The sequence below is a fragment of the Mesorhizobium sp. M0626 genome, from assembly GCF_040320665.1.
Lineage (GTDB): Bacteria > Pseudomonadota > Alphaproteobacteria > Rhizobiales > Rhizobiaceae > Mesorhizobium.
In genome coordinates this window covers 206393-231179 of record NZ_JAMYQD010000013.1, presented here as the reverse complement: position 1 = coordinate 231179, position 24787 = coordinate 206393, and the positions used below count along the sequence as shown (strand labels likewise).

Annotated in this window: 22 protein-coding genes; 12 read left to right on the top strand and 10 right to left on the bottom strand. The window is 64.0% G+C overall.

What is annotated here, in order from left to right; genetic code table 11:
* Positions 1–102: 102 nt before the first annotated feature.
* Positions 103–1647, bottom strand: coding sequence for a histidine--tRNA ligase (hisS, locus tag NKI37_RS18635; protein WP_352789416.1), 1545 nt, complete (start codon positions 1645–1647; stop codon positions 103–105).
* A 202-nt stretch (positions 1648–1849) separates the two neighbouring features.
* Between hisS and NKI37_RS18630 the strand changes: the two genes are divergently transcribed.
* Positions 1850–2092, top strand: coding sequence for a hypothetical protein (locus NKI37_RS18630; RefSeq protein WP_352789414.1), 243 nt, complete (start codon positions 1850–1852; stop codon positions 2090–2092).
* A 127-nt stretch (positions 2093–2219) separates the two neighbouring features.
* Here the strand turns inward: NKI37_RS18630 and NKI37_RS18625 are convergent, their stop codons facing one another.
* The gene (locus NKI37_RS18625) at positions 2220–2858 is read right to left on the bottom strand and encodes a DNA-3-methyladenine glycosylase I (RefSeq protein ID WP_023704470.1); all 639 of its coding nucleotides are present in this window, start codon (positions 2856–2858) and stop codon (positions 2220–2222) included.
* A 209-nt stretch (positions 2859–3067) separates the two neighbouring features.
* Between NKI37_RS18625 and NKI37_RS18620 the strand changes: the two genes are divergently transcribed.
* Both NKI37_RS18620 and NKI37_RS18615 read left to right on the top strand, forming a co-directional pair.
* A complete protein-coding gene (locus NKI37_RS18620; RefSeq protein WP_352789412.1) occupies positions 3068–3811 on the top strand; it encodes a L,D-transpeptidase in 744 nt (247 codons plus the stop codon).
* A 271-nt stretch (positions 3812–4082) separates the two neighbouring features.
* Entirely contained in the window at positions 4083–5003 is a 921-nt protein-coding gene (locus NKI37_RS18615; protein WP_023670547.1) for a bifunctional 5,10-methylenetetrahydrofolate dehydrogenase/5,10-methenyltetrahydrofolate cyclohydrolase, read from the top strand.
* A gap of 4 nt (positions 5004–5007) precedes the next feature.
* Here NKI37_RS18615 and glcF read toward each other — a convergent pair whose 3' ends face one another.
* The 4 genes from glcF to NKI37_RS18595 all read right to left on the bottom strand — a co-directional run bounded on the left by glcF (position 5008) and on the right by NKI37_RS18595 (position 10845).
* Entirely contained in the window at positions 5008–6333 is a 1326-nt protein-coding gene (gene glcF, locus NKI37_RS18610; protein WP_352789411.1) for a glycolate oxidase subunit GlcF, read from the bottom strand.
* A 4-nt stretch (positions 6334–6337) separates the two neighbouring features.
* Positions 6338–7549, bottom strand: a complete 1212-nt coding sequence (locus NKI37_RS18605; RefSeq protein ID WP_023704472.1) for an FAD-binding protein — start codon at positions 7547–7549, stop codon at positions 6338–6340.
* Between the two features lie 217 nt (positions 7550–7766).
* Complete coding sequence (locus NKI37_RS18600; protein WP_286439457.1) at positions 7767–9263, bottom strand: FAD-linked oxidase C-terminal domain-containing protein; 1497 nt, start codon at positions 9261–9263, stop codon at positions 7767–7769.
* A gap of 259 nt (positions 9264–9522) precedes the next feature.
* Positions 9523–10845, bottom strand: a complete 1323-nt coding sequence (locus tag NKI37_RS18595; RefSeq protein ID WP_023686827.1) for a DUF3422 family protein — start codon at positions 10843–10845, stop codon at positions 9523–9525.
* 205 nt (positions 10846–11050) lie between these two features.
* Between NKI37_RS18595 and NKI37_RS18590 the strand changes: the two genes are divergently transcribed.
* The 3 genes from NKI37_RS18590 to NKI37_RS18580 are packed head-to-tail and all read left to right on the top strand — an operon-like array spanning position 11051 to position 13820.
* On the top strand, positions 11051–11848 hold the full coding sequence (locus tag NKI37_RS18590) for an FCD domain-containing protein (RefSeq protein WP_023695102.1): 798 nt from the start codon (positions 11051–11053) through the stop codon (positions 11846–11848).
* A 12-nt stretch (positions 11849–11860) separates the two neighbouring features.
* On the top strand, positions 11861–12997 hold the full coding sequence (locus NKI37_RS18585) for an alpha-hydroxy acid oxidase (RefSeq protein WP_023815110.1): 1137 nt from the start codon (positions 11861–11863) through the stop codon (positions 12995–12997).
* 55 nt (positions 12998–13052) lie between these two features.
* Positions 13053–13820: a metallophosphoesterase family protein gene (locus NKI37_RS18580; protein WP_023681837.1), complete on the top strand. Its 768-nt coding sequence runs from the start codon at positions 13053–13055 to the stop codon at positions 13818–13820.
* On the opposite strand, the gene NKI37_RS18575 is transcribed toward NKI37_RS18580, so the two are convergent.
* Together NKI37_RS18575 and NKI37_RS18570 are read right to left on the bottom strand one after the other, a co-directional pair.
* Entirely contained in the window at positions 13817–13957 is a 141-nt protein-coding gene (locus tag NKI37_RS18575) for a hypothetical protein (protein ID WP_006206855.1), read from the bottom strand. The genes NKI37_RS18580 and NKI37_RS18575 overlap by 4 nt on opposite strands.
* A gap of 371 nt (positions 13958–14328) precedes the next feature.
* Entirely contained in the window at positions 14329–15027 is a 699-nt protein-coding gene (locus NKI37_RS18570) for a type 1 glutamine amidotransferase (RefSeq protein WP_023681838.1), read from the bottom strand.
* 86 nt (positions 15028–15113) lie between these two features.
* Here NKI37_RS18570 and NKI37_RS18565 point away from each other — a divergent pair, with 86 nt between their 5' ends.
* The 4 genes from NKI37_RS18565 to NKI37_RS18550 all read left to right on the top strand — a co-directional run bounded on the left by NKI37_RS18565 (position 15114) and on the right by NKI37_RS18550 (position 19166).
* Positions 15114–15761 (top strand): hypothetical protein, encoded by a 648-nt coding sequence (locus NKI37_RS18565; protein ID WP_023681839.1) that lies wholly within the window; start codon positions 15114–15116, stop codon positions 15759–15761.
* Positions 15762–15792: 31 nt separating this feature from the next.
* Complete coding sequence (locus NKI37_RS18560) at positions 15793–16527, top strand: 16S rRNA (uracil(1498)-N(3))-methyltransferase (RefSeq protein ID WP_023681840.1); 735 nt, start codon at positions 15793–15795, stop codon at positions 16525–16527.
* Positions 16528–16640: 113 nt separating this feature from the next.
* On the top strand, positions 16641–18014 hold the full coding sequence (locus tag NKI37_RS18555; RefSeq protein ID WP_352789407.1) for a glutamate--cysteine ligase: 1374 nt from the start codon (positions 16641–16643) through the stop codon (positions 18012–18014).
* A 90-nt stretch (positions 18015–18104) separates the two neighbouring features.
* Complete coding sequence (locus tag NKI37_RS18550) at positions 18105–19166, top strand: DUF937 domain-containing protein (protein ID WP_352538387.1); 1062 nt, start codon at positions 18105–18107, stop codon at positions 19164–19166.
* Between the two features lie 223 nt (positions 19167–19389).
* Here the strand turns inward: NKI37_RS18550 and NKI37_RS18545 are convergent, their stop codons facing one another.
* Positions 19390–19680: a DUF1127 domain-containing protein gene (locus NKI37_RS18545; RefSeq protein ID WP_023670560.1), complete on the bottom strand. Its 291-nt coding sequence runs from the start codon at positions 19678–19680 to the stop codon at positions 19390–19392.
* Between the two features lie 178 nt (positions 19681–19858).
* Between NKI37_RS18545 and NKI37_RS18540 the strand changes: the two genes are divergently transcribed.
* Positions 19859–20815 (top strand): LysR substrate-binding domain-containing protein, encoded by a 957-nt coding sequence (locus NKI37_RS18540; RefSeq protein ID WP_352789404.1) that lies wholly within the window; start codon positions 19859–19861, stop codon positions 20813–20815.
* Positions 20816–20821: 6 nt separating this feature from the next.
* Here NKI37_RS18540 and NKI37_RS18535 read toward each other — a convergent pair whose 3' ends face one another.
* Positions 20822–23020 carry a bifunctional diguanylate cyclase/phosphodiesterase gene (locus NKI37_RS18535; RefSeq protein WP_352789402.1) on the bottom strand — a complete coding sequence of 733 codons (2199 nt, stop codon included), beginning with the start codon at positions 23018–23020 and terminating at the stop codon, positions 20822–20824.
* Between the two features lie 91 nt (positions 23021–23111).
* Between NKI37_RS18535 and xseA the strand changes: the two genes are divergently transcribed.
* Positions 23112–24785 carry an exodeoxyribonuclease VII large subunit gene (gene xseA / locus NKI37_RS18530; RefSeq protein ID WP_023735728.1) on the top strand — a complete coding sequence of 558 codons (1674 nt, stop codon included), beginning with the start codon at positions 23112–23114 and terminating at the stop codon, positions 24783–24785.
* The last annotated feature ends 2 nt before the right edge of the window (positions 24786–24787 follow it).

The window sequence follows — 24787 nt, the reverse complement described above, 5'->3', positions numbered from 1 at the left end:
AGCGCAGCGCCTCTTCTTCAACGCCGGAGATTGGCGAAACCATGCGCGACATCCAATCTCCCCCCTTGAGGGGGAGATGGCCGGCAGGCCAGAGGGGGGCGTTCAAGCGCCACCCTTCGCACGGTCAGCCGCCTGCGCAGCCAAAATCTTCTTCACCTCGGCGACCAACTCGCTCTCCGCTACCGTAACCTGTGCCGGCCTTGCGGCGCGCCATTCGGCGTTGTCGGTGATCTCTGCCGACATGCGAGCGCCCTCGATCAGATCCTTGATCTGCAACTCGCCCTTGGCGCGCTCGTCGCCGCCCTGGATAACGGCGACCGGGCTGCCGCGGCGGTCGGCATATTTCAGCTGCGCCTTCATGCCGGCGCCGCCGAGATACATTTCGGAGCGGATGCCGGCGGCGCGCAGCTCTGCGACCATCTTCTGGTAGCGGCCAAGGCTATCGGTATCCTTGTCCATGACCAGCACGACGACCGGCGCGATGACATCGGTGCTGTCCAGCTTGCCGAGGTTCTTCAGCGCCGTCATCAACCGGGACACGCCGATGGAAAAACCGGTCGCCGGCACCGGCTCGCCACGGAAGCGCGAGACAAGGCCGTCATAGCGGCCACCACCGCCGACCGAGCCGAAGCGCACGATCTGGCCGTCTTCGTTCGGGATCTCGGCCAGAAGCTCGGCCTCGAAGACCGGGCCGGTGTAGTATTCGAGGCCGCGCACGACGGAGGGGTCTATGCGGATGCGGTCATTGTTGTAACCAGATGCATGCGCCAACTTTGCGATGACAGAAAGCTCCCCCAAGCCTTCTACTCCGCGAGCATTGCCCTCTACGGCCTTTGCCATACTCGCAAGAGTTTCATCGTTGGAAAGCCCTAATGCACCACCCAATGCATCTGGATATGCTGCAAGGCTCAACACTCGTTCGATGTGAGCTGCGCCAAGGCCCGCGCCTTTAGTAAAGTCCCCTTCGCCTTCCTTACCGCCATCCCATCGTCCGGCTCCAAGCAAAAGAGCCACGCCGTCTGGGCCAAATTTATCCAGCTTGTCGATCGCCCGGAGGACATGCAGCCGGCGGCCAGCATTCTCATCGCCGCCAAGGCCAATCGCCTCCAGCACGCCATCCAGCACCTTGCGGTTGTTGACCCGGATGACGTAGTCGCCGCGTTTGATGCCGAGCGCTTCCATCACGTCGGCCATCATCATCGCCATCTCGGCGTCGGCGGCGACGCCCGGCGTGCCGATCGTGTCGGCGTCGAACTGCATGAACTGGCGGAAGCGGCCCGGGCCGGGCTTTTCGTTGCGGAACACCCAGCCGGAGCGGTAGCTGCGATAGGGTTTCGGCAGCTTCTCAAAATTCTCGGCGACGTAGCGCGCTGTCGGCGCAGTCAAATCGTAGCGCAGCGACAGCCACTGCTCGTCATCGTCCTGGAAAGAAAATACGCCCTCATTAGGCCGGTCCTGGTCGGGCAGGAACTTGCCGAGCGCATCGGTGTATTCGATCAGCGGCTGGTCGGCCGGCTCGAAACCGTAGAGCTCATAGACCGAACGGATCGTCGCCATCATCTTCTCGACGGCACGGATGTCGTCCGCACTGCGGTCGGCAAAGCCGCGCGGCAGCCGCGCTTTCGTCTTTTCCGATTTGTCGGCCATGGGATGGGTCTTTTCGCTAAGTAATCGATGACTTATTGGAGTCGGCGTGTCCTAACCGAAGCGGCTTGGTGCGGCAAGGGTTTGCGCTCTTTCCTTCTCCTTCGAAACAAAACGCACCAAAAGGAAACAATTCCGCCATCGGCGCGGCATCGTGCCGACACAATCAGAGCCGATAAGCGCGCCGAAACAAAGGGTTGGGGCCATGACTGCGGCACGCAAATTCGATATCAGAGACGACGGCTTGCATGAAGTCCGGCTGCGGCCGGCCGAGAGCCGTGCGCAGGTGACGGCGAGCCCCGGTCCGTTTGAGGTCACTGCCGACGAGCGCAAGGGTTCCACCGTGCGCGAGGCGCTGATGACTGGATTGCTGGTGATTTATCCGGCCTTTGCGGCACTGGCGGCGATTGTCGCCGGGCTTTTTCTGACGGGCGCCAGCGGGACGTGAGTTCCTTACCCTCCCCCTTGTGGGGAGGGTCGACGCGTAGCGTCGGGGTGGGGGTGCGGCGCCAAGATACCCCCACCCGCGCCTTCGGCGCGACCTCCCCACAAGGGGGAGGTAGGGGGACAGCGCCCTACTTCGGCCTCTTAAAGGCCTTGCGTTCCTTCTCCACCTGCTCCCGGCAAACACACCCCTCGAGATGGTCGTTGACCAGACCCATCGCTTGCATGAAGGCATAGACCGTCGTCGGTCCGACAAAGCTCCAGCCGCGCTTTTTCAACTCCTTCGAAATCCTGATCGAGACCGCTGTCGTCGGGTTGGCCCGCAGGTGGGCGAGGTCGACGATCTCCGGCCGCTCCTCCGGCCCCGGCTCGAACTTCCAGAACCAGGCGGCCAGCGAGCCGAATTCATCCACCATTTCGCGCGCGCGTTTGGCGTTGTTGATGGTCGAGACGATCTTGCCGCGGTGGCGGATGATGCCGACATTGGCGACCAGGCGCTCGACATCCTCGTCGGTGAAGGCAGCGACCTTGTCGAAGTCGAAACCGGCGAAGGCCTCGCGGAAATTCTCGCGCTTGCGCAGAATGGTCAGCCAGGACAGGCCGGACTGAAAGCCTTCCAGGCAGATTTTTTCGAACAGCCTGCGGTCGTCGGCGACCGGCCGGCCCCATTCATGGTCGTGGTAGTGCAGATAGTCCGGCAGATTGCCGTGCCAGAAGCAGCGCGTGATCCCGTCGGAGCCGGTAAGCAGTCCGGTGTTGTCTTGCGCCATGGCCAATCCATCCGTTAACGCGCTTTCGCGCTGCATTTACCGCGGCTTTACCAGATTCCTGAACCCGACGGTAACCACACCAAAAGGTTTACTGACAAAGCGGCATTTTACGCATTCCGATTCATGTTTCGGTTGCCGCTTCGCGCCAAGGATCGCGCAACCGGGGGCAAGTTCCGCCTCCGTCCGTTCGACGATCAAGGTGCGTTCCGATGAAGATCTTTTTGCGTTCCGTGCTCGGCGCCGTGGCCATTCTGGCCGCCGGCGTCACCTCTTCTGCCGCCAACGACCGCTATGCCGACAGGCCGCCGGTGATGGTGAGCCCCGACCTTTCCGCACCCTGGGTGCTGCAGCTTGGCCGGGCGCCCGGCATCGTGCTGCAGAGCCGACAGGTGGTCCAGCAGCCGCGACTTCGCTATGCGCAGCCGGCGCGACCCGATCGGGTGCGCACTGCTTCCGTGCAGGCGCCGGCCAAGCGCGTGGTGATGCGGCCGCAGATCAATCCGCTCTACCTGCCGCAGGAAGTCGCCTATGACGGCCCGCAGAAGCCGGGCACGATCGTCATCGATACGACGCAGAACTTCCTGTTCCTGGTCGAGAAGAACGGCAAGGCGCGGCGCTATGGCGTCGGCACAGGCAAGCCTGGCTTCGAATGGTCTGGCACGCACAAGATCACCAACAAGCGCGTCTGGCCGGACTGGCGCCCGCCAGCGGAGATGATCAAGCGCGAGGCCGCCAAGGGCCGCTACCTCCCGACCTATCTGGCCGGTGGCGAAGAGAATCCGCTCGGCGCCCGCGCGCTCTATCTCGGCACGACGGAATACCGCATCCACGGCACCAACCAGCCATGGACCATCGGCGGCTCGGTATCTTCCGGCTGTATCCGCATGCGCAACGAGGACGTGGTTGACCTTTACGAGAGGGTCAATGTTGGAACGACCGTGGTCGTGATATAGTCGGCTACCGAATCATCTGGTTCAGAAGGCTAGACCTTCAGGGATCGGGAAGAGTTTACGGGGGACGGGCCGTGTGGGGATGCGGCCAGTCAGGAAAGGGCAGCCCGGGAAACCGCGCTGCCCTTTCTCTTTGCGGCTATAGCTGAGCCAGGCTGCGCCAGAACGTCGCGCCAGGGGGATGACGGTTCGCTTTCACGCTGCCTTGCCGCATTTCCCCTGCTATAGGGACGGCCAAACTCCCCTGCGCCAAACTCGCTGCAAAGGTTCAGCCATGTCTCCGCCAGACGATAGCCGCTATCTCCGGGGCGGCCCGGTCGCCCAGCGCATCATGGCATCCGTGCGCGAGGATGCCGCCATCGCCACCGCCGAAGGTTTTCCGCCCAAGCTGGTGTCGATCACCGTCGGCGATACCGCTGCCGTCGATGTCTATGTGCGCAACCAGCGCGCCAAGGCCGCGCTTGCCGGCATCGGTTTCGAGGAGCGGCGGTTCCCCGCCGACATCAGCGCCGGCGAACTCGAGGCGGCGATCCACGGCCTGAACGCCGACCCGCGCGTCACCGGCATCATCATCCAGCGGCCGGTGCCGGCGCATATCCCGATCAAGACGCTGCAAGCGGCGGTGCATCCACTGAAGGACGTCGAGGGCATGCATCCGGCGTCGATCGGCAATATCGTCTACAACCAGCTCGACCTCGCGCCTTGCACGGCTGCGGCCTCGGTCGAGCTGCTCAAGGAAACCGGCCTCGACCTCAAGGGGCTCGAAGTCGTCGTCGTCGGCCATTCCGAGATCGTCGGCAAGCCGATTGCCTTCCTGCTGATGAGCGAAGGCGCAACGGTGACGGTGTGCCATCACATGACGCGCTCGGTGGCGGCACATGCGCGCCGCGCCGATGCGCTGTTCGTCGCCGTCGGCAAGCCGCGGCTGATCAAGGCCGACATGGTGAAGCCCGGTGCGGCCGTCATCGACATCGGCATCAATTCCGAGATCGGCCCGGACGGCACGAGCCGCATCGTCGGCGACGTCGACACCGAGAGCGTGAAGGAAGTCGCGTCCTGGATCACGCCGGTGCCGGGCGGCGTCGGCCCGATCACTGTGGCGATCCTCTTGCGCAACACAATGGTCGCGCTCAGCCGCCAGCGCGCGCGCTACCAGGCGACGTATGGCGTGGTGGACCGGCTGGCAGCGGAATAGCTGCTTACTCGGCGGCGACCAGGTTTCCTTCGGAGACGCCCTCCGGCTTCGGACCACCATAGGCCCAGTCGAGCAGCTTGATCGTGTGCACCACCGGCAGCTTCGCGGCGGAAGCGATCTGGGTGATGCAGCCGATGTTGCCGGTGGCGACGATTTCGGCGTCGGTCGCCTCGATGTTCTTCACCTTGCGGTCACGCAACCTTGCGGAAATCTCCGGCTGCAGGATGTTGTAGGTGCCGGCGGAGCCGCAGCACAGATGCCCCTCGCGCGGTTCGCGCACGACGAAGCCCGCCTTGGACAGCAATTCCTTCGGCTGGCGGATGATCTTCTGACCGTGCTGCATCGAGCAGGCGGAGTGATAGGCGACGACGGTGCCGGGTTTGCGCACCGGCTCGGGCAGGTCGAGGCTTGCGAGATATTCGGTAATGTCCCTGGCCAGCGCCGAGACCCGCGCGGCCTTGTCGGCATAGGCCGGATCGAGGCGCAGCATGAAGCCGTAGTCCTTGATCGTTGTGCCGCAGCCGGACGCGGTGATGACGATGGCATCGAGCCCGCCCTGGTCGATGGCACGCGTCCACGCATCGACATTCTGCCGGGCCGAGGCAAGGGCTGCTGCCTCGCGGCCCATATGATGGACAACCGCGCCACAGCAGGCTTCGCCCTGCGGCACCACGACCTCGACGCCAAGCCTGGTCAGCAATGCAATCGTCGTCTCGTTGATGGCGGGGTCGAGTACCGATTGGGCGCAGCCGGTGAGGATGGCGACGCGGCCTCTCTTCGTCCCCTGCCCGGCATGAATGCCGGAAGAGGCCATTGGCGAGACCGTCGGGATCGAGGCCGGTGCCAGCTTCAGCATCGCGCTGAGCGGCTTCAGGGCCGACACCTTTTCGAACAGACGAATGAATGGCTTGCCGAGTCTCGCCAATTTCAGCGCGGCGCGAAAGCGCGCGGGATAGGGCAGCACGAAGGCCAGCATGGCGCGGGTGAGCCGGTCGAGCAGCGGCCGCTTGTAAGTTTCCTCGATATGGGCGCGGGCATGGTCGACCAAGTGAATGTAATTGACGCCCGACGGGCAGGTCGTCATGCAGGCGAGGCAGGACAGGCAGCGGTCGATATGGGTGACGATCTCCTTGTCGGCCGGGCGGCCATTCTCCAGCATGTCCTTGATGAGATAGATGCGGCCGCGCGGCGAATCCAGTTCGTTGCCAAGCGTCACATAGGTCGGGCAGGTGGCGGTGCAGAAGCCGCAATGCACGCATTTGCGCAGGATCTTCTCCGATTCCGCGACATGCGGATCGGCGAGCTGGGCAAGGGAGAAGTTAGTTTGCATTATCTTAGCCTTGGGCCATGCGGCCTGGGTTCAGGATGGTCTTAGGATCGAACTCGGCCTTCATGCGCGCCGACAGTGCGGCCAGATGCGGCGCCTGCGGCTCGAACACCGGAACGGCGGCGCGATACGAAGGGGTGGCGCGCACCAGCGTCGCGTGGCCGCCGCGATGCTTTCTGATCAGCCCGCGCAGCAGGGCGGCCTCGGGATCGCCCTGCTCCATGCGCAGCCAGACCAGCCCGCCCTGCCAGTCGTAGAAGGCGCTGACACCGATCTGCATGCGCAGCGTCAGCACCATCTGATGGGCCTGAGACGGCGCCATGGAGACGCGCCAGACCGGCTTTTCGCTACGGTCGGCGAATGGCGTGCAGTCCCTTATGTCACGCCAGAGGGTATGCGATGTCTCGCCTGCGATCTCCTGCAGCGGGCCGGCATTTTTCAGCAGGGTCTTCAGTGCCTCGATGCGATAGGCGACCGATGGGCCAAACCCTTCGACGCGCAGCAGCGTTGCAGCGTCAGTGCCTAGACTGCCCCCGGCAACGCGCGCGGCGATGCGTTCGGGCAGATGGGCCGCGCTCGACACTTCGGCGCTGGAGCCGAGCGCCAGCGCCATGGCGGCAGAGGCGGCATCGTCGAGTAGGCCGCGCATGGCAAGCGTCACCTCGGTCTCGGCCGCCGGCAGCACCTTGAAGGTGACATCGGTGAACACGGCCAGCGTGCCCCAGCTGTTGGCCATCAGCTTCGACAGATCGTAGCCGGTGACATTCTTGACGACGCGGCCGCCGGACTTGAAGGCCTCGCCGCGTCCGGCAACCGCATTGATTCCCAGAATATGGTCTCGTGCACCCCCCGCCTTCAGCCGGCGCGGGCCGGACAGGTTCGCGGCGAGCACGCTGCCGATCGTGCCCTTGCCGGGCTCGCCGCCGAGTAAAGGACCGTAATCCATCGGTTCGAAGGCGAGTTGCTGGCCGCTTTCGGCGAGCAGGTTTTCGATCTCGGAAAGCGGCGTGCCGGCCTTGGCCGACAGTACCAACTCGGCCGGCTCGTAGAGCGTGACGCCGGTGAGCTTCGAAAGATCGAGCGTGTGTTCGCTCTGCTGTGGCCGGCCGATGCCGCGCTTGGAGCCGTGGCCGATGATTTCCAAAGGTGACTCTTCCGCCGCCGCCCATTGGACGGTGGAGAGGATCTCGGCCGATGTGGTGGGGGTGAAGGTCGTCATGGCGAAGATGGGTCGAGTTCCTTCGCGCCCCCCTCTGTCCTGCCGGACATCTCCCCCACTTGGGGGGAGATTAGCAGCTTTGGCGACCGCGCTTCTCTAGCAACGTCGAAGATTGGCGAAGGCAGAGATGACTGGTGATCTCCCCCCTTGTGGGGGAGATGTCCGGCAGGACAGAGGGGGGCGCGAAGGATCGCCGACGTGAGACATTCCGCCCCCATCAAAACCTCGGAATGTCCGGAAACGCCACCTGGCCGCGATGCACGTGCATGCGCCCAAGCTCCGCGCAGCGGCGCAGTTGTGGAAACACCTTGCCGGGGTTGAGCAAATGATTGGGGTCGAAGGCGCATTTGACGCGCATTTGCTGATCGAGGTCGATCTGGTCGAACATTTCAGGCATCAAGTCGCGCTTCTCGACGCCGACGCCGTGCTCGCCGGTCAAGACGCCGCCGACCTTGACGCAGAGCCGCAAGATGTCGGCGCCAAAACTTTCCGCCTTGTCGAGTTCGCCCGGCACGTTGGCGTCGTAGAGGATCAGCGGATGCAGATTGCCGTCGCCGGCGTGGAAGACATTGGCGACGCCAAGGCCGTATTTCTCCGACAGTTCGCGCATGCCGGCGAGCACACGCGGCAATTCCTTGCGCGGGATGGTGCCATCCATGCAGTAATAGTCGGGCGAGATGCGGCCGACCGCCGGGAAGGCCGCCTTGCGGCCGGCCCAGAAACTCAGCCGCTCCTGTTCGGATTGCGAGATGCGACAGGTGGTGGAGCCGTTCCTATAGGCGATCGCTTCGACGAGACCGATCAGGTGATCGACCTCGACGCCCGGCCCGTCGAGTTCGACGATCAGCAGCGCCTCGACATCAAGGGGGTAGCCGGCATGGACGAAATCTTCCGCGGCATGGATCGCCGGCCGGTCCATCATCTCCATGCCGCCAGGGATAATGCCGGCGCCGATGATGTCGGCGACGCATTGGCCGCCCTGCTCGCTGGTCGGAAAGCCGATCAGCAGAGCGCGGGCCGTCTCCGGCTTTTTCAGGATGCGCACGGTGACCTCGGTGACGACGCCGAGCAGGCCTTCGGACCCCGTCATGACGCCGAGGAGATCATAGCCTTCCGAGTCCAGATGATTGCCGCCCAGGCGCACCACCTCGCCGTTCATCAGCACCATCTCGATGCCGAGCACATTGTTGGCGGTCAGGCCGTATTTCAGGCAGTGCACGCCGCCGGAATTTTCCGCGACATTGCCGCCAATCGAGCACGCGATCTGGGAGGATGGGTCAGGGGCGTAGTAAAAGCCCTCCTGCTCGACGGCAATGGTGATGCCAAGATTGGTAACGCCTGGCTGAGCGACGACGATGCGGTCGGGATAGTCGATGGCAAGGATGCGGTTGAAGCGGCTCATGACCAGCAGCACGGCATCCTCGAGCGGCAGCGCGCCGCCCGACAACGAGGTTCCGGAGCCGCGCGGCACGACACGGATGTTGCGGTCGTTGCAGTATTTCAAGATGCGCGACACCTGCGCCACCGTTTCCGGCAGCACCACGACCAGCGGCAATTGCCGGTAGGCGGTGAGGCCGTCGCTTTCGAAGGCGCGCATCTCATTGGTGGCGTCGACGACGCCCTCGCCCGGCACGATGATGCGCATGTCGGCGACGATCTCCGCCCGCCTTCGCATAGTGGCGTCGTCTGGCTTGGGCATGACAAGGCCGGACATCGGCGGCGTTCTCCGCTTGGCTGGTAAAAATCTTTTACCAATTTCATTCGGATGTTGCAAACACCGCGTCGGGCAAAGAGCGTACTGCCCGCCTTCCGCAGCGGCAATCTGCCGCTATTCACCCTCCCCCTTGTGGGGAGGGTCGCGAACGCAGTGAGCGGGGTGGGGGTCCGCGCGACGAAAGCTCTTTACGAGCACCCCCACCCCGATCCGCTATGCGGATCGACCCTCCCCACAAGGGGGAGGGTAAAGTGCGCTCCTACTCCCCCGGATGTTTCGCCGGCTCGGAGTGCATCCGCCTCACTCGCCGCACCCCCCACCAGACCAGCACGATGGCGACCGGCACCGAGGCGGCGGTGACGACTTCGGGCGCAATGGCATGGCCGAAGATCGAGGCGCCCTTGGCAAGGTAGGAGATCAGACCGACGACATAGTAGGACACTGCTGCCACCGACAGGCCCTCGACCGTCTGCTGCAACCGCAGTTGCAGCCGGGCGCGGTTGTTCATCGACGCCAGCAGATCGCGGTTCTGCTTCTCGACCTCGACATCAACCCACGTGCGCAGCAGCGTCGTGGCGCGGGTTAGTTTGCGCGACAGGTTGGCCTGGCGCTCCTCGACCGAACGGCAGGTGCGCATGGCAGGCGCCACCCGCCGCTGCAGGAAGCCGCCCCAAGTGTCGTAGCCGGGCACGGCTTCTTCGTCCAGCGCCTCCAGCCGCTCGACAACGATGCCGTCATAGGCGCGGCTGGCGCCGAAGCGATAGAGGCTGGAGGCGGCATCGGCTTCCAGCTCGGCGGCAAGCTCGGTCAGGTCGGCGAGCAGCGTCTGGCTGTCGCGGGTTTCAGTGACCTTCATTTCCAGCGTGGTCTGCGCCAACCGGTCTTCGATGCGGCGGGCGCGGCTCGACAGGGTCAGCGCCAGCGGCAGGCCGAGCATGGCAAGCGTGCGGTAGGTCTCGACGTCGATCAGCCGCTGCGACAGCGCCCCGGTCCGCGCCGGCGTCAGGCCGCGATCAAGCACCAGGATGCGGGTCAGGCCGTCGCCGTCCTGGCGGAAATCGGTGACGATGGCCGCATTGCCGCGCTCGACCAGCGAATAGCAGAGGCTCGTCGGGTCGAAGGCCGCAATCAGCTTCTCGCTTGCCGGCGTCCATTTGCGGATCTCCAGCCTTATGCCTGAGATCACCGTTCCCGGCGGCGAGAACCCGTTGCCGAAAGGAGAATCCTCCTGCGCCCTGCCGCTTTCGGCAAGCGGCCCTTCCCAAAGATAGGTCGAGAATTCCGTATGCCGCTCCCAGCGCAGCGTGCCCTTGCCCCACTTCATGGCGTGGTGGCGGGCATGACGGTCGGGCGCCGCGATGCCGAGGCGCCGCGACAGTTCGGAGAGCACGGCCATGTCGACGCCGGAGCCGCCCTCGGTCATGAAGGCGAGTTGCACAAGCACGCGCGGCTTCTCGATCAGCGGATGCGGCCGGGCATGGACCTCGCCGATCGCGCCGGGCCGTCCCTCATGCGCGGGAAAGCCCATCACGCTGCCCTGGGCGCGCGGCTGGAATTCGAGGTTGGACGTCTCGTCCGACACGGTGGTCCCCCTGTTCTCGACCCTTCGTGTGATGGCGTCCTCTAAAGGCAATCCATGAGGCGCGTAAACACCAAAGTCTAGCATCGTAGGTCCTGCCGGCGCGACGCGCAGACCGACCCGATTGGGCAAATTGGATAAATAATTTGACCAGTTGGCGACGCTGGCTTTATCTTGCGCGACGCCGGTTCAATTTCCCAGGCCCCCGTTGAGCGATATTTTCTCAAGGATCGAGCATTCGCGCACCGCCGACGAGGTGGTGCAGCAGATCGAAAGCCTGATCCTTGAAGGCGTGCTGCGCACCGGCGACCGGCTGCCGGGCGAGCGCGAGCTGGCGCGCCAGTTCGACGTGTCGCGGCCGATCCTGCGCGATGCGCTGAAGGCGCTGGAAGGGCGCGGGCTGCTGATCACCAAGGCCGGCGGCGGCACCCATGTCGCCGACGTCATCGGCCAGTTGTTCACCAAGCCGGTGACCGACCTCATCTCGATGCACCGCAAGGCGGTGACCGACTATCTGGAATACCGCCGCGAGATCGAAGGTGTTGCGGCCGAATATGCGGCGCGGCGCGCGACAGCGGACGACATTGCGCTGCTCGACCGCATCATGGCGCGCATGGACGAGGCGCACCGCACCGGCGATTTCGACGACGAGGCGGAAATCGACGTCGAGTTCCACCATGCTGTGTGCGAATGCGCGCACAACATCATCCTCTTGCACACACTGCGCTCCTGCTACCGGCTGCTGTCTGAAGGCGTGTTCCAGAACCGGCTTCTGGTGTTCAGCGTGCCCGGAGCGCGCGAGGCGCTGCTGGCCCAGCACGGCGCGATCTACAAAGCCGTGAAGGCCGGCGATCCCTCAGCTGCCCGCCAAGCGGCGATGGACCATATCTCCTATGTCGAGCGCTCGATGCTCGAGGCCGAACGCAGCGGCGACTGGCAGCGCGTGTCGCGGCTCAGGCTTAAGCAGCGCTCCGACGCCGACGACGGCTTCAAGACGACTGGCTAACGAGGAACCACCATGAGCGACATCCTCACCATTGCCGATCTCAAGGACCTGGCGCGCCGGCGGGTGCCGAAGATGTTCTACGACTATGCCGATTCCGGCGCCTGGACCGAAAGCACCTACCGCGCCAACGAAGAGGACTTCCAGAAGATAAAATTCCGTCAGCGCGTACTGGTCGACATGAGCAACCGCTCGCTGGAATCGACCATGATCGGCGAGAAAGTGGCGATGCCGGTGGCGCTTGCCCCAACTGGAATGACCGGCATGCAGCATGCCGATGGCGAGATGCTGGCCGCGCAGGCGGCAGAGGAATTCGGCGTGCCGTTCACGCTGTCGACGATGAGCATCTGCTCGATCGAGGATGTCGCGTCGGTGACCAAGAAGCCGTTCTGGTTCCAGCTCTACGTGCTTCGCGACAAGGATTTCGTGCTCGACCTGATCGACAGGGCGAAGGCTGCAAAATGCTCGGCGCTGGTGTTGACGCTCGACCTGCAGATCTTGGGGCAGCGCCACAAGGATGTCCGCAACGGGCTGTCGGCGCCGCCCAAGATGACGCTGGCCAACATTGCCAACATCGCCATGCGGCCACGCTGGCTGATGGGCATTGCCGGCACCAAGCGCCGCACCTTCCGCAACATTGTCGGCCATGCCAAGGGCGTCGGCGACGTCGCTTCGCTGGCATCGTGGACGACGGAGCAGTTCGACCCGCATCTGTCGTGGAAGGATGTCGCCTGGATCAAGGAACGTTGGGGCGGCAAGCTGATCCTGAAAGGCATTCTCGACAAGGAGGACGCGCTGATGGCGGTCGAGACCGGCGCCGACGCCATCATCGTTTCCAACCATGGCGGGCGCCAGCTCGACGGCGCATCGTCGTCAATCATGGCGCTGGAAGAGATCGCCGATGCCGTCGGCGACAGGATCGAGGTGCATATGGACGGCGGCATCCGCTCGGGCCAGGACGTGCTGAAGGCGCTTTGCCTCGGCGCCAAGGGCACCTATATCGGCCGCCCGTTCCTGTACGGATTGGGCGCCATGGGCAAGCAAGGCGTGACCCTGGCGCTGGACATCATCCGCAAGGAGATGGACATCACGCTGGCACTGTGCGGCAAGCGGCTGGTGACCGAGATGGGCAAGGACCAGTTGCGGCGCTAGGGTCTTGTTCACCGATTAGACCCTAGCCTCGCTGGATCACGGAGACGAAGCCGCCTTGACCGAGACCGGCATCCACTACCTCGACGCGCGCGCACCCGATGGCATGCGCCTCTATGCGATCGGCGACGTGCATGGCCGGCTCGATCTGCTCGCCGCCATGCATCGCCGCATCGAGAGCGAACTCGAATACAAGCCGACCAGCGATTGGCGCGTCATCCACCTCGGCGACTATGTCGACCGCGGACCAGAGTCCAAGGGCGTCATAGACTTCCTGATCGAGGCACAGAAACGCGATCCGCGGCATCTGATGCTCGCCGGCAACCACGATATCGGCTTCCTCGACTTTCTCGACGAGCCTGACCCGGAAGGGCTGTTCATCCGTTATGGCGGCGTGCAGACGGCACAATCCTATGGTGTCGACTTAGCGGGACACGCAAGCTGGTTCGGCAAGGCCGAGGCGTTACGGCGGGGACACCAGGCACTGGTCAATGCTGTACCGCAAGCCCATGTCGACTTCCTGCGGTCGCTGCAATTGTCACTGATATCAGGTGATTTCTTCTTATGCCATGCCGGCGTCAGGCCTGACGTGCCGCTGGCGAGCCAGAGCCCGCAGGATCTGGTCTGGATCCGCGACGTCTTCCACAACCATCCAGGGCTTTACCCGAAGGTGATCGTGCACGGCCACACACCGGTGCCGCAGGCGGAGGTGATGCCGAACCGCGTCAATGTCGACACACTCGCCTGGCAGTCAGGCATGCTCAGCGCGCTCGCCGTGGACGGCGCGGACAAGCGTATCCTGACTGTGCAGGGAAAAGCGTTTTAGCGAAGCGCGGCGGTGACGCCGTAGCCGTCGACGGCCTGATGGTTGTTGGCTGCATCGGCGGAATAAATGCCGAGACCGCACAAAACGATGGCAGACAGCATGACAAAGGACAGAAGCGCTGCTTTCACGGACGTCATCTCTAGTTGAGCTTCCTGCATCTGGGCACGAGGCGGTTACCAATGGGTTGAAACCGAGAATTCGTCTCAAAGTTTCGACGATTTCGCGTTTGTAGGTCGATTCTGTATCGGCGGTGTGTCGCGCGGATCACACAGAAGGTTCATCGCGGTTGCATTGCCGTTGCATAGCGCGCGCCTTGTAGGATAGCGTTCGGCCACAAACCAAGGACGAAAGAAGTTGTCCCCGGCAGATTCCCCGCCGCGTGCCAATTATGCAACGGATAGAGCGGTTCGCCGCTACGGCGAACCGCTCTATCTTTTTATCTGACGCAATTCCGGACGGAAAACCGCTTCACACTTTTCCTGGAATTGCTGACTGCGCGCGGCCAGTCTCAGATCGTCGCCACCCAGGCGCGGGCAATGGCCAAGCCCGCGGCGTCGGCCTCGGGGCCGTTGCGTGCCATTTCGCTGTCGAGGCGATCCTGCCAGTCGGGATGGCGATCGGCAATCAGCGGCGCGAAGGATGTGCTCCAGTCCCTCACCATCGGCTGGTCGGCCTCGAAATGGAACTGGAAGCCGTAGACGGCGCGGCCGATACGGAACGCCTGGTTCTCGGCAATTTCGCTGCCGGCAAGCCGCACCGCATTTGACGGCAGCGCGAAAGTGTCGTCGTGCCATTCGAAGATGGGGAAATCCTGGGGAAGTGCGCCAAGCACCGGATCGGTTCTGGCGTCCGGCGTCAGCGATACCTTGTGCCAGCCGAATTCCGAGGCGCCGCCGATCTGGTTCTCACCGCCGAAAGAGCGGGCAACCAACTGGCTGCCCAGGCAGATACCGAGAACCGAGCGATCCTTGGCGGCGAAATCGCGGGTCAGTTCGAGCAGCACCGGGAAATACGGGTAGTCATCGTCGGCCAGCGCATTCTGGCCGCCGCCCAGCATCACCATGGCATCGTGTCCGGTCGCGTCGTCCGGCAGCGCATCGCCCTTGTAGGGCCGGCGCAGGTCGAGATCGGCGCCGGCTTCGGCGAGCGCGGCACCAACCTGGCCAAGGCCGGTGTTGTCGTAGTTCTGGACCACCAGCACCCGCATCGCAAAACCCTGCTGACATGAAATGACGCGACGAGCGATATCATGTCGCCAGCATTGCAGCCAAGATGCGTATTCGGGAGAGAGCTATGCCACTGCAGAACCGGGTCGATCCGTTCGGCGCCATCCATGCCATATCCGAGCGCGGCCTGTTCACCGGCAATCGCGGCATCATCCACGATCCTGAGACCAAGACGCTGCTGAAAAAGCGTTGGGCCTTGCCGGCCTGGATCATCTGCGTCCGCCAATTCCGCAATGTGCGGCGCGAGCCGATGGGCAGGAATCGGCCGGGCGGCAGGGCCGGCTGGACCGAGTTGTTCTTCCTCGACGAGGTGACGGCGCTGGCCGCCGGGCACCGTCCCTGTTTCTATTGCCGGCGTGAGCGAGCCACGGATTTTGTCGGGCGTTTCGGCAAAGTCTTCGGTGTAAACGAACCGCGCGCGCCAATGGTGGACAAGCGGCTGCACAAGGAGCGGCTGGCTTCCGGCGGCAAGCCACCTGATGTCACCATGGGAGAGCTTGCCGAATTGCCGGACGGAGCGATGATCGCGGATGGCGGCTCGGCCTATGCGCTGCGCGGCGGCAACGCGCTGCCCTGGTCGTTCGCAGGCTATGGCGATGCGGCGGCCTTCGACAGCCTTGCCGGCCGGTCGCTGCGCCTGCTCACACCGGCCACGACCGTTTCGGTGCTGCGGCACGGTTTTGAACCGGTGTGGCATCGTTCCGCCGAGACTTGACGCCAGGCACCGCCTCGCCCATTCCTCGGCGATGCGCGCCAATTACAAGATGCAGCGGCTGTTCGTGCCGGACGACCTCGCGGCAGGCATCGAATTCGATGCCGGCCAGCAGCAGAGCCATTACCTCATGCATGTGCTGCGGCTCGGCGAAGGCGCCGAGATTCTGGTCTTCAACGGCCGCGACGGCGAGTGGTCGGCGGCGATCGCTTCGAAGTCGAAGAAGGCGGTGCGGCTGAGAGTGCTCAGCCAACAGCGGCCGCAACCGCCTTTGCCCGATCTAGTTTATTGCTTCGCGCCGCTGAAGCAGGGGCGGCTCGACTATCTCGTGCAGAAGGCGGTGGAGATGGGCGCCGGCATCCTGCAGCCGGTGATCACCCAGCACACGCAATTGGCAAAACCCTCCATCGACCGGCTGCGCGCCAATGTCGTCGAGGCGGCCGAGCAATGCGGCATACTGGCGGTGCCGGAAGTGCGAGAAGCCGAGAAATTCGAGCGTCTGCTCTCCGGCTGGGACAAGGAGCGGCGACTGATCTTCTGCGACGAGGACGCCTCGACCAACAACCCGCTGCCGGCATTGCAGGCGGTGCCGGAGAAGAAGCTGGCGCTGCTGGTCGGACCGGAAGGCGGCTTTTCCGACGACGAACGCAAGATGCTGCGGGCGCTCCCCTTCGTCACTGCCATCCCGCTCGGACCGCGCATCCTGCGCGCTGACACAGCAGCTGTAGCGGCGCTTGCGGTGATGCAGGCGACGGTCGGAGACTGGTAAGAAGCGTAAAGATCAATTCCTGTGACCTGTGGCTCAGGATTTTTCGCTTGATCGGCTGCTGACATTTCGTCCATTTAGCGCCGGCGGGCTCCGAGAGCCGCAGAGGGGGCCCCATGGCGCGCGACACAACCGATTTCCGGCCAATCGAAGACATCGACGAACTGGTCGAGCATCTGGCCGAAGGCAACAAGCCGCGCGACAAGTGGCGCATCGGGACCGAGCACGAGAAGTTCCCCTTCTATGTCGACGGCAACGCGCCGGTGCCTTATGGCGGCGAGCGCGGCATCCGCGCCATCCTCGAAGGCATGCAGCAAAAGCTCGGCTGGGACCCGATCATCGATGACGGCCGCATCATCGGCCTGGTCGAGCCGACCGGCCAGGGCGCGATCTCGCTCGAGCCGGGCGGCCAGTTCGAGCTGTCGGGCGCGCCGCTGGAAACGATCCACCAGACCTGTCGCGAGGGCAATGCGCATCTGGCGCAGGTACGCGAGATCGCCGAGCCGATGGGCATCCGCTTTCTCGGCCTCGGCGGCAGCCCGAAATGGTCGCTGGCCGAGACGCCGAAAATGCCGAAATCGCGCTACGAAATCATGACCCGCTACATGCCCAAGGTCGGCACCAAGGGTCTCGACATGATGTATCGCACCTGCACCATCCAGGTGAACCTCGACTTCGAAAGCGAAGCCGACATGCGCCGCAAGATGCAGGTGTCGCTGAAGCTGCAGCCACTGTCGACGGCGCTGTTTGCCAACTCGCCCTTCACCGACAGCCGGCCGAACGGGCTGCAGAGCTGGCGCGGCGACATCTGGCGCGACACCGACAACCAGCGCTCGGGCCTGCTCGAATTCTGCTTCTCGCCCGAGTTCGGCTTTGCCGACTATGTCGAATGGGCGCTCGACGTGCCGATGTATTTCGTCATCCGCGACGGCCACTATCACGACATGACGCACATCACCTTCCGCCAGTTCATGGCCGGCGCTGCCCGCAATGAAGTACCGGACGGACTGCCCACCATGGGCGACTGGGCGAACCATCTGTCGACGCTGTTCCCCGACGTCAGGCTGAAGCGCTTCCTCGAAATGCGCGGCGCCGATGGCGGGCCGTGGCGCCGCATCTGCGCACTGCCGGCCTTCTGGGTCGGGCTGCTCTATGACGAGGCCGCGCTCGACGCCGCCGAGGCGCTGACTTCGAGCTGGACCTATGAAGAAACGCTGGCGATGCGCAATGGGGTGCCGGAACAAGGCATTTCCGCGCCGTTCCGCAACACGACGCTGCGTGAGATCGGCCGCGATGTAATGACCATTTCGCGCCTTGGGCTGAAAAATCGCGGCAGGAAAAACCGCGACGGCTATGACGAGACCTCGTTCCTCAACACGCTGGACGAAGTCGTGGCGCGCGGCACCACCAGTGCCGAGGAAATGCTGTCGGCCTACCACACGCGCTGGGGCGGCTCGATCGAGCCGGTGTTCATGGAATATGCGTATTAGCGTCGCGCCTTGAGCAGCGGCAAAAGCCGCTTCAATCGAACATCGAAACGAACTAGGTTCTCCCTTGAGGATTTCCCGGAGGAGAAACCGATGCCTACCTTGTTCGACATATTGGCGCAGGCGCAGAACGGCAACGGCATGCAGGCGCTTGCCCAGCAGTACGGGCTTTCCATGCAGCAGACGCAGGCGGCTGTCGCCGCTCTGCTGCCGGCCTTCTCGCAGGGCTTGCAACGCAACACGGCCGATCCATATGGGCTAGGCGCCTTCATGACGGCGATGGCGAGCGGCCAGCACGCCAAATATTTCGAGGACGCGACCAAGGCTTTCTCGCCGCAAGGCGTCAATGAGGGCAATGGCATTCTGGGTCATCTGTTCGGCTCGAAGGAGCTGTCGCGCGCGGTGGCCAGCCAGGCCGCGCAGGCGACCGGCGTCAGCCAGCAGATATTGCAGCAGATGCTGCCGGCCATCGCTTCGATGGTGATGGGCGGATTGTTCAAGCAGACGACAAACCAGTTGACCGGGGGTCAGATGCAGGCCGCCGGTGGCTTCGGCGGAGGCAGCAATCCGCTCGGCGAAATCATCGAACAGATGATGCGGCAGGCGGGCGGCGGGGCACAGCCTGCGCCGCAGCCAGCACCCAACCCTTACGGTGAGAACCCGCTAGGCAAAGTGCTGCAGGACATGTTCGGCGGCGGCGCCCAACAGCCGCAAAGCCAGCCGCAACAGGCGCCCAACCCCTATGGCGACAATCCGCTCGGGAAGGTGCTGCAGGACATGTTCGGCGGTGGTGCTGCACAGCAACCGCAGGGCCGTTCGCAGCAACCGACACAGCCGCAACAGACGCAGAGCCCTTACGGCGACAACCCGCTGGGCAAGATTTTTGAAGAGATGATGCGGCAAGGCGGTGGTGGCGGCTTCGGCCTGCCCGGTGGGCAGCCGGCGCCGCAGCAGCCGCAAGCACCCCAGCGGCGACAGGCACCGCAGGAGCGCCAGGCGCCGCAACCGCAGGCCAATCCGAGCGGCAGGCCACGCAATCCGTTCGACGATATTTTCGGCAAGATGTTCGAGACCGGCGCCCAGCAGCGCGACGAGTATCAGAAGGGCGTGGAAACGATCTTCGACCAGTTCAAGCGGGACATGGACCGGCGGTAGTTGGGCGCTGACCTTCGCGGCTTCGGAGCAAGGAGCGAAGGGACGCGGCGCAGACCGCACGATGACGACGGAGCTTTAAAAGAAAAGCCCGGTCCTGGAGGAGGACCGGGCCAGTGTGCAGGCTGGCCGGCGGGGAACCGGCAGGGAGTGGGGAGCCTGCTATACTCGTTGGTCGCGGCGAGCCTGAGAAAGGTTCACGGCAACCGAAACAATGCGCCCGATATCACGCTATCTGGCGGGCGAGATCTTCGATCGTATCGGCACGATCGCTCGCAATCGCACGCAGCTTCACGGTCGGATCGGCGCCGAACGGCACATCGATGGCGACATGGAGGTCCGCGCGCGTCAGGCCGATATCGGCGAGTTCGGCGTCCGACATCTCGCCAAGGCGATAGAAGGCGCGGCGATTTTTCCAGGCCTGGTAGGCATTGAGAAGAGTGTTGGCCACGCGCGTCGCAACGGCCGGACGCGAGGTGATGCGCGAGGTCTCGGTGGCGAAATCAAACGTGGTCATGTCGGTCTCCTTCAGACTCGAACTGGACAAGACCAGGCGATCGGCGCTGGGGACAGCGGCCGTTCCGGTCTCGATTCACATGCCTTCATGTGGACAATGTGAATTTGCCACGCACCGATTGATTAATCCAACGAATGTTTCTAATCTTTAGCATCAACGCTAGTGATGGATTGGACCGATGAAAGCGCCACTCGATCTCGACCAGTTGCAGACCTTCATCTCGATTGCCGATACCGGCAGCTTCACCCGCGCGGCCGAGGAAGTGCTGCGCACGCAATCGGCGGTGTCGATGCAGATGCGCCGGCTGGAAGAGCGGATCGGCAAGCCGCTGTTCGAAAAGGACGGCCGCACCAACAGGCTGACTGAGGAAGGCGACAAGCTGCTCTCCTACGCGCGCCGCCTGCTCTATCTCAACCGCGAAACGCTGGCCGCCTTCGATGACCAGCGGCTCGAAGGCACCATCCGCATCGGCACCCCCGACGACTATGCCGACCGGTTCCTGCCCGAAATCATGGCACGCTTCACACGGTCAAACCCGCGCGTCGAACTGACCGTCGTCTGCGAGCCGACGCCAGGCTTGGTCGAGCATATCAAGCGCGGCAATCTCGATCTTGCGCTGGTGACGCACAATGATACGCGCGGCCAGTCGGAAGTGGTGCGGCGCGAGCCGCTGCTATGGGTGACCTCGGCCAACCATGCCACGCACGAACAGGAAGTGCTGCCGATGGCCTTCGGCCGGCCGAACTGCATCTGGCGGCGCGCCGCCGTCGATGTGCTCGACCGGCAAAGCCGCGACTATCGAATCCTGTTCACCAGCTTCTCGGCGACCGTCATCACCGCCGCGGTGCTGTCGGGGCTGGCGATCTCGGTGCTGCCGGAATGCGCGCTGCGGCCCGGCATGCGAGTGCTGGGCGAAGCCGACGGTTTTGGCGCCCTACCCGACTGCCGCATCGGCATCATGCGCGGCCAGACCTCGCGTCCCGAAATCGTCGACGCGCTGGCCCGGCACATCTCGGAAAGCCTCGACAATATTTCCGTGCCGCTCGGCGAAGAAACGGGAAGCTTCGATTTCGCCTCGCTCGCCTTCGCCAAGATGAAGCGGAGCAAGCCGAACCAGATCCTGCCTGGCTGGTAGGAACGATCAGGCCGACGCTGCCGCCTCCGTCGTTGCGTTGGCCGACGACAGGCCGGGCAGCGCCACCAATTGCGCCGGCTCCAGCGGCGGCGACAAGAGGTAGCCCTGCAGCTGCTGGCAGCCCATGGCGACCAGCAGCGCCTTTTGCACCTCGGTCTCTACGCCCTCGGCGGTGACCTCGACCTTGAGCGCGCCGGCGAGATCGATCAGCGCCTTGACGATGGCGCCCGAATTGCCGTCGCCGTCGAGAAGCCGCACGAAGGAGCGGTCGATCTTGAGCTTGTCGATGGCATGGCGGCGCAGATAGCTCAGCGACGAATAGCCGGTGCCGAAATCGTCGAGCACAATGCCGACGCCCGACTGGCGCAAGGCTGCCAGAGCCGCTCTGGTGGTGTCGTTGTTTTCCAGGAGAACGTTTTCGGTGATCTCGAGCTGCAGGCGCTTCGGCGCCAGTCCCGTTTCGGCGAGGATCGAGGCAACCTCTTCGGCAAAGCCGGCGTCGCGCAATTGCAGCGGCGAGACATTGACGGCGAGCCACGGCAGTTTTGTCTTCACGGCGAAGCGGCAGGCTTCCAGCAGGGCCCATGCGCCGAGCTGCCCGATCATGCCGCGTTCCTCGGCGATGGCGATGAACTGCGCCGCCGGCAATGCGCCATGGACCTCATGCGCCCAGCGGATCAGCGCCTCGGCGCCGACAATGGTCTTGCCGTCGCTAGCAAAGACCGGCTGGTAGGCGAGCTTGATACCGGTGCCGCCATTCAGCGCGCTGCGCAGCTCGCTCTCGACCTTGCGCTTGCGCAGCAAAAGGTCGTCCATGTCGCCGGCGAAGACCTGGTAGCGGCCACGGCCGTTCTTCTTGGCTTCGTAGAGCGCGATGTCGGCCTTGCGCAGCAGATCGTCTGCATCGGCATCAGGGCCTGTCGACAAGGCTATGCCGATGCTGGCGCTGATAAAGACCTGATCGTCCATCAGTTTGAACGGCTCCTGCAGTTTCTGCAGCACCCTCTCGGAAATATCCTCTGCGTTCCTTACGTCGCGGACATCGATCAGGATCACCGCGAATTCGTCGCCACCCAGTCTTGCCACCGTGTCGACATCGCGAACCGTATGCTGAAGCCTGGCCGCCGTCTGGCGCACGAGTTCGTCGCCGGCCGGGTGACCAAGCGTGTCGTTGACATGCTTGAAGCGATCGAGATCGAGATAAAGCAGCGCGACCTTGCTTTCATTGCCGGAGGTAAGCAAGGCACGCCGCAGCCTGTCCTCGAACAGTGCCCGGTTGGGCAGGCCGGTGAGCGTGTCGTGAAAGGCGAGATATTGCGCCTGAGCCTGGCTGGTTTGCAGCGCCGATGACGCACGGCGCAGACGCCGGAGCAGAAAGGCCAGCACGCTCGCCGCGACCAGCGCGGCCAGAACCAGGGCCGGGCTGGCCTTGCCCACCAGCGTCAGGCCGGGCCGTTCCTGGTCCCAGGCAATATAGCCGAGGATGACACCCTGTTTGTCGATAAGCGGAATGGCAGCCGAGCCAAGCGGCTGAGCCATCGGCAGGAGATGCGCCCCCGCCAGAAGATATTTCTGCGCGATCTTGCCGATCACCGCGTCGTTGATGAACTCTATGGAGACATGCAGATATTCGCTGCCGGATGCCTGAGTGACGCGATCCGAACTCGGCACCAGAGGCATGACGCTGAGTATGGCAGGCTGACCGCCAAGCGAGACCAGATCGTCGGCAACGAATTTTGCGCCGGCCTGGCTTGCGTCCTTGCTCATCACCTGGCGCAACCTGGCGATTGTCGGCCGCAAAGCGGGTTCGTCCTCGCCAAAGACGGCAGGCGACACGACCTTCCCTTCGCGCATGGCGTGGACCGGCCGGTTGGCGTCGTCCAGCACATAGACCCGGTTGTGGCCGTAATACGAGTACATCCAGACGCTGAGATTCTCTGCCATCCAGGTCTGGTTGCCGGCCTTGGCGTTGATAACGGAATCATCCCAGACGGCGACGCTTTCCTGCTCGCGCTTTACCGCGGCGATCTGATCCTGCAGGCCGTTGGCCAGGAAAACCTTCTGCCGCTCGAGCGAGACCCGGTCGGCCTGCATGGTGGCGTAAAGGCCGAAGCCGACAACGATGGCCAGTGCAAAAACGGCAAGCGTCAGCACCGTCAGGGTGACCTGGAACGTCAACGGGCTGCGTTGTCTGCGGGCGCTCATGCGTCCTCCTTGGCCCAGAGTCAATCAGGACAGGCTTAAGATCAAGTTATGGAATCTTGACGCGGAGCGACAACAGCCGCTCAATCGGCCGATGAGCGACGCAGAATCCGAATCACGAACCAATGCCACCGAATACACGGTGAGCGAGATTTCCGGCGCGCTGAAGCGCACGGTCGAGGATGTCTTCGGCCATGTGCGGGTGCGCGGCGAAATTTCCGGCTATCGTGGGCCGCACTCTTCCGGCCATGCCTATTTCACCCTGAAGGACGACCGCGCGCGGCTCGATGCCGTGGTCTGGAAAGGCACGATGAGCCGGCTGAAATTCCGCCCCGAAGAGGGGATGGAGGTGATCGCCACCGGCAAACTCACCACCTATCCCGGCAAATCCAACTACCAGATCGTCATCGACAATCTAGAACCCGCCGGCGCCGGGGCGCTGATGGCGCTTTTGGAAGAGCGCAAGCGGCGACTGCAGGCCGAAGGGCTGTTCGATGCCGGCCGCAAGCGGCGGCTGCCCTTCATGCCGCGCACCATCGGCGTCGTCACCTCGCCGACCGGATCGGTGATCCGTGACATCATCCATCGCATCAAGGACCGCTTTCCGCTGCATGTGCTGGTCTGGCCGGTGAGAGTGCAGGGCGAGACGGCGGGGGCGGAAGTGACGGCGGCCGTCAACGGCTTCAACGCGCTGGCCTGGGATGGAGCGATCGTGCCGCCCGACCTTCTGATCGTGGCGCGCGGCGGCGGCAGCCTCGAGGACCTCTGGGGGTTCAACGATGAAGGGCTGGCGCGCGCCGTCGCTGCCTCGCGCATCCCGGTGATTTCGGCCGTCGGCCACGAGACCGACTGGACCTTGATCGATCTCGTCGCCGACATGCGGGCACCGACGCCGACAGGTGCGGCGGAGATCGCGGTGCCGGTGAAAGCGGACCTCGAAGCGACACTAGCCAGTCTTGGCGCACGGCTCAAAGCAGCTACCTTGCGCAATTTCGAACGCAAGCGGCAGGCCTCGCGTGCGGCCGCCCGCGCGCTGCCCTCGCCCGACCAGTTGCTGGCGCTGCCGCGACGGCGGCTGGACGAGGCGGCCAGCCGGCTTAGCCGGGGGCTGATGGTCTCCACCGAAAGAAAGCAAGCTCGGTTCTTCGCCGTGAAGCTCACTCCGGCAACGCTGTCGCGGCGGATTGCCGAGGCGCGACGCACCAACGACCGCAACCTTTTGCGCGCCCAAGGGGCGCTGCGCGCATTGGCGAGAGCCCGGCGCGCGGAGTTGAATCGTGCGGCGGATCAGTTGCCAAAATGTGCGAAAGCATCCCTGCAACGGCACAGGCAGCAACTGGCTTTGCTGCAAGGCCGCATTACGATCGAGCCAACGGCACGGCGGCAAACCGTGCAGAGGGATCTGCTGACAGCTTTGACGAGACGCGGCACGCAAGCGGTACTGCTCAGGCTGGAGCGACTGCGCGGCCGCATCGTCCAATCCGAGAGGCTGATGGCAACGCTGTCGCACAAGGCTGTGCTGGCCCGCGGCTTCGCACTGGTCAAGGATGCCGACGGCGCGGTGATCAAACTGGCAGTTGATGTGGCGCCGGGCGCTGGCCTGCAGCTGGAGTTCGCCGACGGCATCGTAAATGCAGTCGCGACCGGCGACGCCGAGCGGGTGCAGGCCGTTGCCAAACCAGCGGCCACGCCGCCCGCCAGCAAACCCGCCGCAAAGCCGACGGCCAGCAAACCGAAAGAACCGGGCAATCAGGGCTCGCTTTTTTAGAG

Excerpts from the sequence above, each read along its gene's own strand:
- hisS (WP_352789416.1), bottom strand. The coding sequence starts at position 1,647 with ATGGCCGACAAATCGGAAAAGACGAAAGCGCGGCTGCCGCGCGGCTTT.
- NKI37_RS18630 (WP_352789414.1), top strand. The coding sequence starts at position 1,850 with ATGACTGCGGCACGCAAATTCGATATCAGAGACGACGGCTTGCATGAA.
- NKI37_RS18625 (WP_023704470.1), bottom strand. The coding sequence starts at position 2,858 with ATGGCGCAAGACAACACCGGACTGCTTACCGGCTCCGACGGGATCACG.
- NKI37_RS18620 (WP_352789412.1), top strand. The coding sequence starts at position 3,068 with ATGAAGATCTTTTTGCGTTCCGTGCTCGGCGCCGTGGCCATTCTGGCC.
- NKI37_RS18615 (WP_023670547.1), top strand. The coding sequence starts at position 4,083 with ATGTCTCCGCCAGACGATAGCCGCTATCTCCGGGGCGGCCCGGTCGCC.
- glcF (WP_352789411.1), bottom strand. The coding sequence starts at position 6,333 with ATGCAAACTAACTTCTCCCTTGCCCAGCTCGCCGATCCGCATGTCGCG.
- NKI37_RS18605 (WP_023704472.1), bottom strand. The coding sequence starts at position 7,549 with ATGACGACCTTCACCCCCACCACATCGGCCGAGATCCTCTCCACCGTC.
- NKI37_RS18600 (WP_286439457.1), bottom strand. The coding sequence starts at position 9,263 with ATGTCCGGCCTTGTCATGCCCAAGCCAGACGACGCCACTATGCGAAGG.
- NKI37_RS18585 (WP_023815110.1), top strand. The coding sequence starts at position 11,861 with ATGAGCGACATCCTCACCATTGCCGATCTCAAGGACCTGGCGCGCCGG.
- NKI37_RS18575 (WP_006206855.1), bottom strand. The coding sequence starts at position 13,957 with ATGACGTCCGTGAAAGCAGCGCTTCTGTCCTTTGTCATGCTGTCTGCC.
- NKI37_RS18570 (WP_023681838.1), bottom strand. The coding sequence starts at position 15,027 with ATGCGGGTGCTGGTGGTCCAGAACTACGACAACACCGGCCTTGGCCAG.
- NKI37_RS18565 (WP_023681839.1), top strand. The coding sequence starts at position 15,114 with ATGCCACTGCAGAACCGGGTCGATCCGTTCGGCGCCATCCATGCCATA.
- NKI37_RS18560 (WP_023681840.1), top strand. The coding sequence starts at position 15,793 with ATGCGCGCCAATTACAAGATGCAGCGGCTGTTCGTGCCGGACGACCTC.
- NKI37_RS18555 (WP_352789407.1), top strand. The coding sequence starts at position 16,641 with ATGGCGCGCGACACAACCGATTTCCGGCCAATCGAAGACATCGACGAA.
- NKI37_RS18550 (WP_352538387.1), top strand. The coding sequence starts at position 18,105 with ATGCCTACCTTGTTCGACATATTGGCGCAGGCGCAGAACGGCAACGGC.
- NKI37_RS18545 (WP_023670560.1), bottom strand. The coding sequence starts at position 19,680 with ATGACCACGTTTGATTTCGCCACCGAGACCTCGCGCATCACCTCGCGT.
- NKI37_RS18540 (WP_352789404.1), top strand. The coding sequence starts at position 19,859 with ATGAAAGCGCCACTCGATCTCGACCAGTTGCAGACCTTCATCTCGATT.
- NKI37_RS18535 (WP_352789402.1), bottom strand. The coding sequence starts at position 23,020 with ATGAGCGCCCGCAGACAACGCAGCCCGTTGACGTTCCAGGTCACCCTG.
- xseA (WP_023735728.1), top strand. The coding sequence starts at position 23,112 with ATGAGCGACGCAGAATCCGAATCACGAACCAATGCCACCGAATACACG.